This window comes from Sporosarcina sp. AD_1 (genome assembly GCF_057373025.1).
On the sequence record NZ_JBPVIR010000008.1, the window covers coordinates 140,431 to 153,889 of the forward strand.

The window sequence follows — 13,459 nt, forward strand, 5'->3', positions numbered from 1 at the left end:
AGTGGAGAGAGAAGAGATCGAACGCGCGTTAAAGCTGTTTATTGTTCTAAGCCGGGCGAGCAAGGTAATTTCGGAAGAGGCCAATAAAATAATTGAAACGTATGGGTTGAATCCGACAGAATTTGCTGTGTTGGAATTATTGTTTCATAAGGGTAGGCAGCCTATACAAAAAATAGGGCAGAAAATATTGCTTCGTAGCGGCTCTATGACATATGTGGTTGATAAGTTGGAGAAAAAGGGTCTTTTAAAGCGGGTTTTTTGCGAGGAAGATAAACGGGTCACCTTCATGGAGATTACAGAGGAAGGCAAAGAATTGATCCGCTCCATTTTCCCTTCTCACGAGAAAAACATTCAAACCATTATGTCTGGGTTAACGTCAGAAGAGCAGGAGCAGGCGATTCATCTTCTTCGGAAGTTAGGACTGTTCATTAAAGACCTGTCTTCGTGAGTCATTCCAAAGTAGAGGAGCTCTGTCAAATGTGATGAGACAATCACGTTTGACAGAGCTCCTTTTTGGTTTTCCTATTATTTAGCTTGAATGGTTTGGCCCATTTTGATAAAGTCTGCCCCAAGATCCTCCTCAGGTGTATCGAAAATGGTCAATCTGACGAGTAGATTGCCTTTCACAAATACGACGCCTGTTGTAGAGACTTCATCCGATTTGGAATTAAAAGCGACTGCATTCTCAATGCCGTCTCCTGCTGGAAGTAAATTGGCGTCTGTCACATTTTGTACATCCTCTTCTGTCGAAGCCTTCACAAGTTCCTGTGAGTTGGCTACCCAATCATCATAGCTGTCTCCATCATTCGGTTTCGTTTCAATCCGCATAAACGCTTCAGAGTTTTTATCGGAATATAGAACATCACGGCCAGGTTCTTCAGCCGTTAATGTAAATCCAGGTAAAATTTGCATCGAATAGTTCTGTTCATCGCTTGTCACCGACTCCGCATTATCTAACGCAGTGTCATTCTGAGCATCTTCGGAGGCTGGCGTGCCGTTTTCTTCTGACCCTTGATCTGTCACCACTTGATCAGGTGCAGTTGAACCTTCTTCCGGCGTAGAGCTGTCCTTGTCGGTTCCGCATGCTGTCAGAAATAGGGCTGCTGCAATTCCGGTTGATACTAGTTTCCAATTGAGTTTCATAGAAAATCCCTCCTGTATGTTGTATTGGACGTTTTGGGAACGAAAATGTTTCACTCGTCACTTCCGTGCAGAATGGTGTACCTTTTATGGTTGACTACAGTTTTTTCTTCCAATCCTAAATCGTTGAAGTTTTCCATGAAAGTTAGGTCGACGATAACCGAGTTTTCGTTTACTTTCTCCACAATCCCTTGCAGGCCGTCTTTGAACTCTATAATGTTGCCTACTTCTGCAATTTTCATAACTTCCAACTCCTTGTGGCTTGAATTCTTCTATAGTTTGCCTTAAAAATTGCAAAACGTAAAGTGTTTTATTAGGAAATCAATTTACAACCAAAAATGAATAGATGAATACGTTGAAGTTTGTCGCATTGTGTCAAAATATTTTCATTACTTTTCAATTAATTTAGTGTATAATGATAATTTAGGTACTTGTTGTTTGGAGGGGGAAGAGCCTTGCCATTTAGTTTGGAGGAGGAAATCGAATCCGTACGAAACCAGTTGATCCGATCTGCAGAACAGGAAGGGCTCACCTCTAAAGAGACGATTGAGCTGAGCAAGAAGCTTGATTTCTTATTGAACAAATTCAGTGTATCTTTGGAAGCGTATTCGGAGCAGAAATAACCTATGTTGTGAGGGGATGATGGGGAAATGACAACTATCGCAGAGTTTAAAAAGGAATTGAATCAGGCAATCATCGGCCGTGAAAAAGAATTCGATATGATGCTGATTGCATTGTTGCAACAGGGACATGTTCTTTTAGAGAGTGTTCCGGGTTCTGGAAAGACGATGATGGCCAAGAGCTTCGCCAACGCGTTTAAGGGGCTATTCAAAAGGGTTCAGTTCACACCCGATGTACTACCATCAGATGTGACAGGAATCCGTTTCTATAATCCGCAGACACAGGACTTTGTATTGAAAGAAGGACCGGTTTCAACGAATATCCTGTTAGCGGATGAAATCAACCGGGCAACACCCAGAACGCAATCGAGCTTGCTGGAGGCTATGGAAGAAAGACAAGTTACGATTGATGGCGAAACAATGAAATTGCCGACTCCTTTTATGGTCATTGCTACGCAAAACCCAATTGAATCCCAGCAGGGGACTTTCCCGCTGCCTGCGGCGCAATTGGATCGTTTTCTTTTCAAATTGGTCATCGATTATCCTTCTTTTGAAGAAGAACACGAAATTCTTAGACAATATAGCAAAGCGCCTGGTGAAATTCGGACAAAAGCGCTAATTGATACAGCAACTGTAGCCGAATGGTCGAAAAAGGCTTCGGATGTCATGGTGCATGAAGACATTGAGCGGTATATTTTAAAAATCGTACGTGCTACGAGGGAGCATCCTTACTTGGAGTTAGGGCTAAGTTCTCGTGCAGCACTGGCGATTCTGCAAGCGTCCAAAACATATGCATTTCTTAAAGGCAGGGATTTTGTCACACCTGATGACATTAAAACAATTTTACCTTCTGCAGCATTGCACAGAATGGAGCTGTCAACTGAGGGAGTTTTGACAAAAAGTTTACACGATCTTTTGGACGAAATCGTCTATTCCATACCGGCTCCGATTGAGGCGACAGTCTAATGACCTGGATACGGTACGAAAATGGTTTTAAGTGGATTTATAATGGAATGATTATCACTTTTGCCCTTTTCCTTTTTTCTTTTATCTTTGGACAAGAGTTGCTGGGAGCTTGTTTTGGAGCTGTATTTGCAATGCTTGCCTTCCAAAATTACTATTTTTCCAATGTTGGGAAGGAAATCACCTTTCAATTGCAGGGAAAAGGAAATCGGTATCTTGTTGGAGATGAAGAAGAACTTGTCTTCCTGTTTGAAAATGGCGGAGTTCCTATATGGAACGGAACATTAAAATTATCAATTGAAGATGCAGTCGCTCCTCGGGAAGAAAATCTAAAACATTTCAGCGGGATTTACGATTTATCAGTTCCATTTGCCATCGGCCAAAATAAAAAAATCGAATTGCGAATTCCCTTAGAAGGCAAGAAGCGTGGGCTCTCGCGGATTACCCGTGTCATTCTTGAAATACCACATTTATTTGGCGACGGTTCTGTCATGATGGAATTGAATGAACCGATCCGTTTTGAAAATTTAGTTTATCCAAAAGTGAAAAAGAGAGAGGACCATTTGCAGTCCGCTCCTTTCCGTCCAGGTGAATTTGACCAGAGACGCTCACTCTATCAAGATGTCTTCCAACCAATTGGCACGAGGGATTATGTGCCGACTGACCGTTTTGATCAAATCCATTGGACAGCGAGTGCAAGGATGCAGAAGCTGCAAACAAAGCAATTTCTGCCTGTTAGCGACCGAACCGTCATTTTACTGCTTAATGTAGTTGAAAAAGACCACAGATCACAAGAGTTTGAGGAGAAAGTGGAACGTCTGGCCTCCTATGCAGAATATTGTGAGTCTCATAATATACCATACTCGGTGGCAATCAATATACATACGTTTGCGTCCACGCCGTATTTGTATCTACCGAATGGAATTGGGAAAGTGCAATTTTTAAGGACATTGGAAACATTGGCGCGATTATCCGAAAAACATGCGAAAATGCCATTTGAGACAATGCTACTTAATCTAGAGTCTAAAGGCAAACTCCCCGATACTATTGTGATGGTCAGTCATGAAAGTCCAAAATTAAAAGCATTGATCCAAAACTGGTCAAAAAAATATGTTGTAAAGTTGGACGCTATTGTAGAAAAAGGGGAGGACGAAGGATGGAACAAAGAACAACTGGACAAGACGGGAACCGATTCATAATTTCCGAGCGACTGACAGTTGAATTGTTTTTGCTCGTCTATGTTTTCGTCTTTTTCTTAGGTGAAACAACAACCGGAACTCCGTATATTTGGCTCCTGCTAGCTATAGCTGGCGGCATTCTGTCCTATATTATTTTTCAAAAGAAGGATTATTCTCTGCCTTTGGGATTACTTATTAGTCTGGCTGTCACGTTGCCATTACTCTTATTTCACGCACCTCTATTGAATGTCTTCATATTTTTCGTTTTTACATTTTGGAGGATTCAGGCTAATTTTAATGATACTAAAATAATGGGGTGGCCTTTCCTATTCGTTAACACGATCGCATTTGTCGGGTTTTATTATCTAGTGCGGCTGATGTTTATTTACCATAACGTATTTGAACTGCTGGAGCAGTTGGCTTATCTTTATTTGGCTACATCCTTTTTGTACTTTTTTATACGTCTTTTGACCATTTGGATTACAAGTAAGAAAACAGGTAATTTCCAAACGAAAGAAGCTGGTAAAGTTTTTGGATACATTACCGGATTTGGTGTAGCTGTTTACTTAATTGTTTACTTCGGAATGGATTTGATCCGAACAGGAATTTCAGGGGTATTCGGTTTTCTGTTTGGTAGTGTATTCCGTTCGTTTGGTATTTTTATGGAGCCTATTTTAGACTTTTTCAAAAATGGAGCAGAAGAATTTATAGAGGAAAATTTGGAAGAAGAAGATCATTTTGTTGATTTTCGAATGGATGAAGAAGTGACGGTGTTTGGCGGCTCTGGCAGCGTGTTTGAAACAATCATTTTAGTCACGGTGATGATCCTATTAGTGGCGGTTATGATTTATTTGATACGTAAAAAGAGACAGGGACGAGATCATAAGAAAGAAGTAAACTATTCCTTCGAATTCCGAGGCAGAAAGAACCGCCTGGCGAAAGAGAGCCGATTAAGCTATGACTATTCAGCTGCAAAAGATGAAATCCGCAAGACATTCGAACGTTTCGAAACAGAAGCACAGCAGAAAGACATGTCCAGAATGCGCGGTGAAACGATTTCTGAATGGTTTGGGCGTATGGGCTGGGGGAATAATAAACCGCTTTTCGATATTTATAACAACGTTCGATATGGCTCCCATCCTCCCTCGGAATCTGACTTTCAGCTTTTCTTAACTGAAATCGAAAAAATTAAAGATAAATATTTTAAAAAAGATGTTTAAAGATGTTTTAACCGGGGGATATTATAATTGAACACAGCAACATTCTCATTTCCCCCTTTTGAGGACGGACCCTATTTATAGGTTCTGTCCTCCTTTTTTTTATTTTTCGATTAGTGAAGGAATTGGTTTTCTGGTACGATAGAGAAAAGATCCGATTGGAGGAGAGCGGGAATGCAAAAGAAAATAGGGTTTATCGGCACAGGTGTAATGGGAGCGAGTATCGTACGCCATTTGCTCAAAGCAGGGCATGAGGTATCCGTCTTTACAAGGACTGCTGAAAAAGCTGCGCCACTTGTTGATGAAGGAGCCAAATGGGTTTCTTCCCCAAGGGAGGCTGCTGTTGAAACGGATATTGTTTTCACAATGGTCGGTTATCCTCATGATGTGGAGGAAGTATATTTTTCGGATAATGGTGTTTTTGCAGGAGCTTCAAAGGGGCAGATCTTTATAGATATGACTACCTCCAGTCCTACATTAGCGATAAAAATTGCCGAAGAAGCAGAGCAGCTCGGAATGCATGCAATGGATGCCCCTGTTTCAGGAGGAGATGTGGGAGCTAGAAATGGGACCCTTTCGATTATGTGTGGAGGGGATAAGGAAACGTTCGCAAGTGTTTTGCCTGTTTTGGAGGTATTCGGTTCTCAAATTGTTTATCAAGGAAAAGCCGGTGCTGGACAGCATGCCAAAATGTGTAATCAAATTGCTATTGCAACCAATATGATCGGCGTTTGTGAGGCCTTGGCGTATGGCAAAAAAGCGGGTCTTGACTTAGACACGGTCCTTGAGTCGATTTCTTCTGGAGCTGCAGGTTCTTGGTCACTGTCCAACCTGGCGCCACGTATGCTGAGCAGTAATTTTGAGCCAGGATTCTACATAAAACACTTTCTGAAGGATATGGACATTGCGCTTCAGGAAGCAGAAGCGATGAATCTGCGCCTGCCTGGACTTTCCCTTGCAAGGGAAATGTATGATAACCTTGTTGCAGAAGGATATGGTTCAAAAGGGACGCAAGCACTTTACTTTGCATATCTTGATTAAGCGAAAAGGCTTTCTGTTCGGAGTGACGACAGAAAGCCTTTTTTTATATGCGGAAACTTATGTTTCAGCAGATCTGGTGGGTTGAGAGGAGAAGTGGTGTATTTTACGAATCAAAATAAGAAGAACGGAAACGGCTTGTATTTGACATGGGGGAACGTTCCATTTTCTGTGGTTTCCTTTGAGGTTGTTTTGACGTTTGTTGCATCGGATAGACATACTTGTCCAAAATCATACGTGCTGTTCGTAAATTCATTCGTTCCTTTGGATTCCGGTAGGATTGATCTTGTTCACCGAGATGGGGCAATGTGTCAAAGTCGCTTTTCTCAGGCAGTGTGTGAAAAAGAAAATCTCCACACTCAACAAGTACAGTCGAGCTTTGTTTACTATATTGCGGATTCTCTACAAAATGCAGTCCAATTTTTTTGGCTTTCCCTTCATCCAGTAATTTTTTGATGGCCTCGTTTTTCAAGTGATATAGGGCTTTTTTATCAATTGCTGTTTTTGCGTGGCGGTTAACTGTATAAATGGCTACAGCCAAATTGTGCGGAGTCAGACGGTTATCCATAGTATTCTCCTCCCTTCATCAAACGAATATTGTAATTCCATCATAATGGTATGTTTGCATTTTGCCAAACGGATGTCGAAAAAAAGATCTGGGGGTAGTGAATTCTCTATATTTTTGTCGATATTAAAGGTATACTTGAAAAATAGTGAGGGAAAAAGCGGTTACAAGTCAATATTTTTCAAATCAAACCAATTGAGAAAGCAAGCTGTACCAGTTTGTGCATACATGGAGGCATTCATGGGAAAATTAGTTTTGCAAGATTCATACATACAATACATGGAGACTTATGTCACTGCCCATCCATATTCACTCTTATTCTTAATTGGGAAAAAAGAAGCAGAGGATTATTTGGTTCTTGAATTGAATGAGGCGGCACTTCGACATTTTCCTGATGTGAAGACAGCAACTGCTGAAGCAAGGTTGGGTCCGCTTTGGCATCCTTTGCAAGACCTTGTGAGATCAAAAGATGTTCAAGCGCATCGTACCATAATCTGTCACCCGATCACGAATGAAACGTTCGAAGTGGCGTATATTCCGATAGTGACGGAATCCTATGAGCAGTTATTCTGGATTGAACTGCGTTATCATGACGAGTTGGCAAAAGAACGGAAAGAAAGAGAACGAATCCATCAAAAATATACTTCATTGATAGAAGATAATTTGGATCCCATTATTACGGTAGACTGTCATAATGCCATCATTGATTCGAACCGAGCGGTTTACAGTGCGTTCGGCTATCATGCGAAGGATCTAGTAGGCAAAGATATCGGTGAATTATTCGCGGCAGATCAGCGGGAAGCGTTCACACAACTTTTCTCCAAAGCACTGAAAGGCGAATCATTGGAGATGGATGGCAGTTTATTCTGCCATAAGTTGGGTCACTATTTACCCGCCTATGTTAAGACTCTCCCGGTCTCGGTGGATGAAGAAACGATTGAAATCCATCTCATTTTGCGTGATACATCTATTCATTCCAAGAATAATGAAAAGCTTCTCTTTTTATCGTATCATGATCAATTGACGGGCTTATGGAATCGGAAAGCATTGAAAGAACATTTTGATGAGGATTCTGAGTATGCGCTGAAAAGTGAAGAGCATCTGGCATTCATCCATGTGGATTTGGACCGGTTTTCAACTATTAATGAAGCGCTCGGAAGAACCGGTGCCGATGAAATACTTAAGAAAATTACGGAACGGATCAAAGTGATCTGTCCTCGATCGGGGAAATTGTATCGCAATGGCGGCGATGAATTCATTATTACAATGAGAAGCCATTCGTTAACAGATGTTGAAAAGTTCTCCCAAAAGATTTTGAGTGATTTCAGCAGGCCGTTTTATTATCACCATCAGGAATATTTTTTATCCGCCTCAATCGGGATAGCTGTTTTCCCTGAAAACGGAAAGTCTTTGGAAGAATTGCTTCATAAATGTGAGCGGGCCATCCAATATGTGAAAGATCGTGGAAGGGCACATTATCGTTTTTATCAAAAAGAAATGAATACAGCATTTCCAGATACAGCGGTCATGGAGGCGCACCTTCGACGTGCCATTGAGTTCGAAGAGCTGGAGATTCATTATCAACCGCAAGTGAATCTGAAATCTGGCCATATTAGCAGTTTCGAGGCGTTGCTCCGGTGGAATAATCGCAAATTCGGGTTTGTGTCACCTGCCACATTTATTCCGATAGCGGAAGCATCCGGGTTAATTCATCAAATCGGGGAATGGGTATTGGACCGGGTTTGTTCCCAATTAAAAGAGTGGTCTGCAAAACAGTTTAGGCCGGTGCGGATTGCCGTTAATATTTCTCCACAGCAATTCCAAACGGGCAATCTGGCTGACAATGTTAAAAAAATTATCCATGCCCATGGAATACAACCCTCATCGTTGGAAGTGGAGATAACGGAAAGCGCGTTAATGCACATGAATGACACACTGGCAACCTTAAATGAACTGAAAAGCATCGGCGTGACGATATCAGTAGATGATTTCGGCACAGGCTATTCCTCTTTGAGTTACTTGAAGTCATATCCGATCGATATTATCAAGATTGATCGTTCGTTTGTCAAAGATATTGAAAGTGACGAAAAAAACGAGGCGATCGCAAAAACGATCATCAATCTCGCCCATAATCTTGGCATGGAAGTCATCGCAGAGGGCGTGGAAAAGGATTTGCAAGCGAAGATCTTAAAGGAAGCCCACTGCCATAAAGCGCAAGGTTTTCTCTTTAGCAAAGCAATTCCTGCTAAAGAAGTGGTGGAAAAATATTTTAAAGGATTTTAATGAGTAACTGTCTGGATTTTTGCGATCCAGGCAGTTTTTTTTATTTCTCTTGACCGGGGGGACATTGTTAATTGAAACAAGTGTCGAAAATTCATCCAGTATATGCTAACATAGTGAGTGAATATTCATTCATAAAAAGGGGGAGTAGGAATGTTTACAGGAAAAGTGATTATCGTCACAGGCGGCTCAAGCGGAATGGGGAAGGCGATGGCCGCAAAGTTTGTGCAAGAGGGAGCAGACGTCATCATTACAGGACGAGACATGGATCGGCTTCAGGCCGCTAATGAAGAAATGGGAGGCAAGGCTTCCGTATTTCAGATGGATGTCCGTGACGTTGAATCTGTGCAGGCGATGGTCAATTTCGCCGATGAGAAGTTTGGTAAAATTGATGGGCTGATCAATAACGCTGCCGGTAATTTCATTGTCCATGCGGAAGAGCTGTCGCCAAATGGCTGGAAAGCGGTTATTGATATTGTGCTGAATGGCACGTTTTATTGTTCTAGCGCGGTTGGAAACTATTGGATCAAGAAAGGTATGAAGGGATCCATTTTAAATATGCTGGCGACGTATGCCTGGGATGCAGGTCCAGGAGTTGTGCATTCTGCCGCGGCGAAAGCGGGAGTCATGTCATTAACCAGAACACTCGCTGTGGAGTGGGGGAGGAAATATCGCTTCAGAGTCAACGGAATTGCACCAGGTCCAATCGAGCGTACGGGCGGAGCAGAGAAGCTGTTTCAATCTGAGAAGGCGAAGGAACGGACGATACAATCTGTCCCGCTTGGCCGAACAGGTACACCAGAGGAAATTGCTGAGCTGGCTGCATTTATCATGTCGGACAAAGCATCTTATATGAATGGTGAAATTGTCACGTTGGATGGTGGCCAATGGCTTAATCAATATCCTTTCTAATAAAATGGATAAGTCTTGCCTTTTCGCACATGCTAATGCACACGATAAGTTGCAGGAGGATGGTTGAAAGTGGCATATTATTTCTTTGATGTTTGGGTAATCCCGACAATGCTGGTTGTCGGCATCATCGTCTTGATCGGGATAAAGGCAGTCCGTAAGCTGAACATGCCGAAAGTCGTCTTAAATGAAAGAGACCGGCCTATCCCTGATGTTGTGAAGGAACATCCTTTCACAGTCAATCCGATATTATGGGTCATCTTGGTAAGTTCTATCTTCATTTTAATTGTTATCTTTTATTATTGGGGCACTTCTTCTTATTAGAAGGGCCTTTTCTTTTTGACCAAAATATAAGGAAATGTCTCCATTTGAACTTATTGACAGAATGATGCCCCATTTCTCACTATCTATAGTTGGAAAATTCCACGAGCAGATGGGGTGGTACATATGGTATGATAAGGGAGGAAATATGATATTGAATAGTTTAGATAGAGAAGGAGCGGATTTATCTTGATTTCTGTCAACAACAGGGATTTTCTTTTTATGCCGATTGCAGAGTATCTGATCCCAGCTGAGAAAGTTGCTCATGTGCAGATCGGCAATTTTGCGGAACACGCCCTTCTTGTCCTTACCAAAACAGGTTATTCTGCCATTCCCGTACTGGATTCGCAAAATCGTTTGAAGGGTCTGCTAGGAATCGGGATGATTACGGATGCGATTTTAGGCTTGGAGCGAATTGAATATGAGCGACTTGAAACGATTAAAGTCGATGAAATCATGCAGACTGATATTCCGAACGTGAAAACGACAGACCGTTTTCAAAAAGGATTGGATTTACTTATAAACCACCCTTTTCTTTGTGTAACTGATGATGATGGTGTTTTTGCAGGCATATTAACAAGAAGAGTTGTTCTGAAGCAATTTAAAAAATATATATATACAACTCCGTGATGATTGAAATCATTGTCTGTAACGATCTTCAAATCCTTTTGCGAACGGACGGATAGGATGAGATCATAGGCTCCGTAAAGGGGCCTTTTATTATTTGTGGAGCTGTCAGAAGACAGCCCTTTGTTCCTGAAGGAACTGAATTATATTGTTTTCCAGAAGGAGTTGGATAGTAATGAAAAATATGCAAAAGACGACGAAACGCCCTCTTGTATTAGTTTCCGTCATGCTGGCCATGTTTGTAGGAGCAGTGGAAGCAACCATTGTTTCAACTGCCATGCCCGCAATCGCCTCAGATTTAGGAGGTTTTTCCCGATATAGTTGGATCTTTTCAGCCTATTTGCTGATGAGTACTGTTACCGTGTTAATTTACGGAAAATTGGCTGATCTTTTTGGGAGAAAGCCGATTTTTTTTATCGGATTGACGATTTTCTTAGTGGGATCTATCCTTTGTGGAACTGCGGGTTCCATGGAGCTGTTGATCGTCTACCGCCTCATTCAAGGATTAGGTGCAGGGGCTGTAATGCCAATTGCAACGACGATTGTCGGAGATATCTATTCGACGGAAGAAAGGGCGAAAATCCAAGGGTATTTATCAAGTGTGTGGGGGATTTCAGCAGTATCTGGTCCAGTCATCGGCGGTATGATCGTCGAGTATTTGGATTGGGCATACGTGTTTTGGGTAAATGTGCCGCTCGGCTTGCTCGCCATGGCCGGGATTTATTTCTTTTTACATGAACCAAAGGTTGAGGGGAAAGCCGTCATCGATATGAAAGGCGCTGTTCTATTAACAAGTTCCTTATCCATTATCCTTTATTGGCTTGTAGAAGGGGGACAATCCTTTCAACGGATTTCTGCTATCAGTTTAGGCATATTGATCGTTGGGCTCTTTATCCTCGTGTTATTTGTTTTTGTTGAGCGAAAAGCAGAAAATCCGATGCTTCCCTTTACATTGTGGAAGAATCCAATCATTTTATACGCAAATATCGTTTCATTGACGACGGGTGTCATTTTAATTGGCGTTTCTTCTTACTTGCCGACATATGTCACAGGTGTCATGGAGCAGCCGGCCATTATCGCAGGCTTTACATTGACCGCGATGTCGATTGGATGGCCGATCTCGTCATCGGTGGCTGGTCATTTATTGCTTCGGTATGGTCCTTTTCCTGTTTCCTTTGCTGGAGGGATTTCGTTAATTGTCGGTTCGGTTTTGTTTGTCTTGATGAGTGCAGGGTCAGGTCCTATATGGGCAGCGGCTTCGAGCTTCTTCGTCGGTGTGGGAATGGGACTAACAAGTACTTCTTTCATCGTAACCATCCAAGGTGCCGTTTCTCGAGCCGAAAGAGGGGCAGCTACGGCTGCAAATATGTTTATGAGGAACTTTGGAAATACAGTAGGTGCCGCAATTTTTGGTGCTGTTCTGAACAGTTCCTTAGTGTCATTTTTTTCTAATCATCATGTCAACTATGGCGTGAATGATATTAACGCATTGTTGACAGAGGAAACGAGACAGCGGCTTCCGGTTCAGGAGATTACAGAATTACAAGCTGGCCTCGACCATTCGCTGCAATGGGTGTATGGGACGGTAGCTCTGTTTGCAGTCATTAGCTTACTATTTATTTTGCGGATACCGCGTGGAAAGGTGAAACTACATGACAACGACTGAATTAGAAATTATTAAAGCACTATACGAGGAAGGAAATATGAGAAAAGCAGCTGAGCGGTTATTTTTGTCTCAGCCTGCGTTGTCTCAACGTTTGCAGACCATAGAAAAGGAATGGGGGACATTACTGTTTGTCCGTTCTCAAAAAGGACTTGAACCGACTCCAGCAGGAGAGCTTGTTATTGCTTATGCCAATGAGACCATCGCCAAGAAAGAAGAAACGGCAGAGATGATTGCCTCATTAGGCAATAAGGTATATGGAACATTGAAAATTGCTTGCGCTTCCATTGTCGGTCAAACGTGGCTCCCCCAAGTGCTGAAAGAATATGTGAACTTGTATCCAGATGCCAAAATATCATTGATGACCGGATGGAGTTCGGAAATTGTTAAAGCATTATATGAGGGAGAAGCCCATGTTGGCATCGTCCGTGGACAAGTCGATTGGAAAAGCAGAAAAACGTATCTGTTTCGTGATCAACTCTACCTTGTTGATAAAGAAATCAAATCCATTGATGAATTGAAAACCAGCGAACGGCCATTCATTCAATTCAAAAGCGACTCGAATTACTATATGGAAATTCAAAGATGGTGGCAGCGTCATTTCTCCAAATATCCAAAGAGGCAGATCACCGTCGATCAGATCGAAACATGCAAGCAGCTTGCATTAAACGGCATCGGGTATGCGATATTGCCATCTATAACGCTGCACGGAGATGAGGATGTTAACATGATTCCGCTATTAAATAGTGAAGAAGAGTTTGAACTGACTCGTGATACATGGCTCATTGGATATGATTCAACCTTTTCCTTGAAACAAGTCGCCGCATTTGCTCAAATTGTTGAACAGCGGGCTGATAAATTCAGAAAAGAAACAGAGTTGTAATTTAAGGGAACTTTAATTCTTTATTGACGTACTAATTAGGTAGATAAATAGAAAT

15 protein-coding genes are annotated in these 13,459 nt (G+C 42.0%); 12 read left to right on the forward strand and 3 right to left on the reverse strand.

Annotated features, from left to right (window positions below; translation table 11 throughout):
- Position 1: 1 nt before the first annotated feature.
- Positions 2 to 448: a MarR family winged helix-turn-helix transcriptional regulator gene (locus ACSW3C_RS16035; protein WP_486563808.1), complete on the forward strand. Its 447-nt coding sequence runs from the start codon at positions 2 to 4 to the stop codon at positions 446 to 448.
- 77 nt (positions 449 to 525) lie between these two features.
- Here ACSW3C_RS16035 and ACSW3C_RS16040 read toward each other — a convergent pair whose 3' ends face one another.
- Positions 526 to 1,143, reverse strand: a complete 618-nt coding sequence (locus ACSW3C_RS16040) for a hypothetical protein (protein WP_486563810.1) — start codon at positions 1,141 to 1,143, stop codon at positions 526 to 528.
- Positions 1,144 to 1,193: 50 nt separating this feature from the next.
- The gene (locus ACSW3C_RS16045; RefSeq protein ID WP_207962332.1) at positions 1,194 to 1,382 is read right to left on the reverse strand and encodes a YkvS family protein; all 189 of its coding nucleotides are present in this window, start codon (positions 1,380 to 1,382) and stop codon (positions 1,194 to 1,196) included.
- A gap of 213 nt (positions 1,383 to 1,595) precedes the next feature.
- On the opposite strand from ACSW3C_RS16045, the gene ACSW3C_RS16050 reads away from it, so the two are divergent.
- The 5 genes from ACSW3C_RS16050 (at position 1,596) to ACSW3C_RS16070 (ending at position 6,159) form a co-directional block, all read left to right on the forward strand.
- Positions 1,596 to 1,763, forward strand: a complete 168-nt coding sequence (locus ACSW3C_RS16050; RefSeq protein ID WP_272493164.1) for an aspartyl-phosphate phosphatase Spo0E family protein — start codon at positions 1,596 to 1,598, stop codon at positions 1,761 to 1,763.
- Positions 1,764 to 1,790: 27 nt separating this feature from the next.
- Complete coding sequence (locus ACSW3C_RS16055) at positions 1,791 to 2,726, forward strand: AAA family ATPase (protein ID WP_486563812.1); 936 nt, start codon at positions 1,791 to 1,793, stop codon at positions 2,724 to 2,726.
- Complete coding sequence (locus tag ACSW3C_RS16060; protein ID WP_486563814.1) at positions 2,726 to 3,922, forward strand: DUF58 domain-containing protein; 1,197 nt, start codon at positions 2,726 to 2,728, stop codon at positions 3,920 to 3,922. Before ACSW3C_RS16055 ends, ACSW3C_RS16060 begins: the two co-directional genes overlap by 1 nt.
- Positions 3,880 to 5,121 (forward strand): hypothetical protein, encoded by a 1,242-nt coding sequence (locus tag ACSW3C_RS16065; protein WP_486563815.1) that lies wholly within the window; start codon positions 3,880 to 3,882, stop codon positions 5,119 to 5,121. The genes ACSW3C_RS16060 and ACSW3C_RS16065 overlap by 43 nt, the downstream gene beginning before the upstream one ends.
- 171 nt (positions 5,122 to 5,292) lie before the next feature.
- On the forward strand, positions 5,293 to 6,159 hold the full coding sequence (locus ACSW3C_RS16070; RefSeq protein ID WP_486563817.1) for an NAD(P)-dependent oxidoreductase: 867 nt from the start codon (positions 5,293 to 5,295) through the stop codon (positions 6,157 to 6,159).
- Between the two features lie 103 nt (positions 6,160 to 6,262).
- On the opposite strand, the gene ACSW3C_RS16075 is transcribed toward ACSW3C_RS16070, so the two are convergent.
- Positions 6,263 to 6,724 carry a YkyB family protein gene (locus ACSW3C_RS16075; protein ID WP_486563819.1) on the reverse strand — a complete coding sequence of 154 codons (462 nt, stop codon included), beginning with the start codon at positions 6,722 to 6,724 and terminating at the stop codon, positions 6,263 to 6,265.
- A gap of 237 nt (positions 6,725 to 6,961) precedes the next feature.
- On the opposite strand from ACSW3C_RS16075, the gene ACSW3C_RS16080 reads away from it, so the two are divergent.
- The 6 genes from ACSW3C_RS16080 to ccpC all read left to right on the forward strand — a co-directional run bounded on the left by ACSW3C_RS16080 (position 6,962) and on the right by ccpC (position 13,404).
- Positions 6,962 to 9,004 carry a putative bifunctional diguanylate cyclase/phosphodiesterase gene (locus tag ACSW3C_RS16080; RefSeq protein WP_486563821.1) on the forward strand — a complete coding sequence of 681 codons (2,043 nt, stop codon included), beginning with the start codon at positions 6,962 to 6,964 and terminating at the stop codon, positions 9,002 to 9,004.
- 150 nt (positions 9,005 to 9,154) lie between these two features.
- On the forward strand, positions 9,155 to 9,913 hold the full coding sequence (gene fadH / locus ACSW3C_RS16085; protein WP_486563823.1) for a 2,4-dienoyl-CoA reductase: 759 nt from the start codon (positions 9,155 to 9,157) through the stop codon (positions 9,911 to 9,913).
- 69 nt (positions 9,914 to 9,982) lie between these two features.
- Positions 9,983 to 10,234 (forward strand): hypothetical protein, encoded by a 252-nt coding sequence (locus tag ACSW3C_RS16090; protein ID WP_486563825.1) that lies wholly within the window; start codon positions 9,983 to 9,985, stop codon positions 10,232 to 10,234.
- A 186-nt stretch (positions 10,235 to 10,420) separates the two neighbouring features.
- A complete protein-coding gene (gene cbpB / locus ACSW3C_RS16095) occupies positions 10,421 to 10,861 on the forward strand; it encodes a cyclic-di-AMP-binding protein CbpB (protein WP_238079875.1) in 441 nt (146 codons plus the stop codon).
- 181 nt (positions 10,862 to 11,042) lie between these two features.
- Complete coding sequence (locus ACSW3C_RS16100; protein WP_486563875.1) at positions 11,043 to 12,524, forward strand: MDR family MFS transporter; 1,482 nt, start codon at positions 11,043 to 11,045, stop codon at positions 12,522 to 12,524.
- Entirely contained in the window at positions 12,511 to 13,404 is an 894-nt protein-coding gene (ccpC, locus tag ACSW3C_RS16105; RefSeq protein ID WP_238079873.1) for a transcriptional regulator CcpC, read from the forward strand. Before ACSW3C_RS16100 ends, ccpC begins: the two co-directional genes overlap by 14 nt.
- The last annotated feature ends 55 nt before the right edge of the window (positions 13,405 to 13,459 follow it).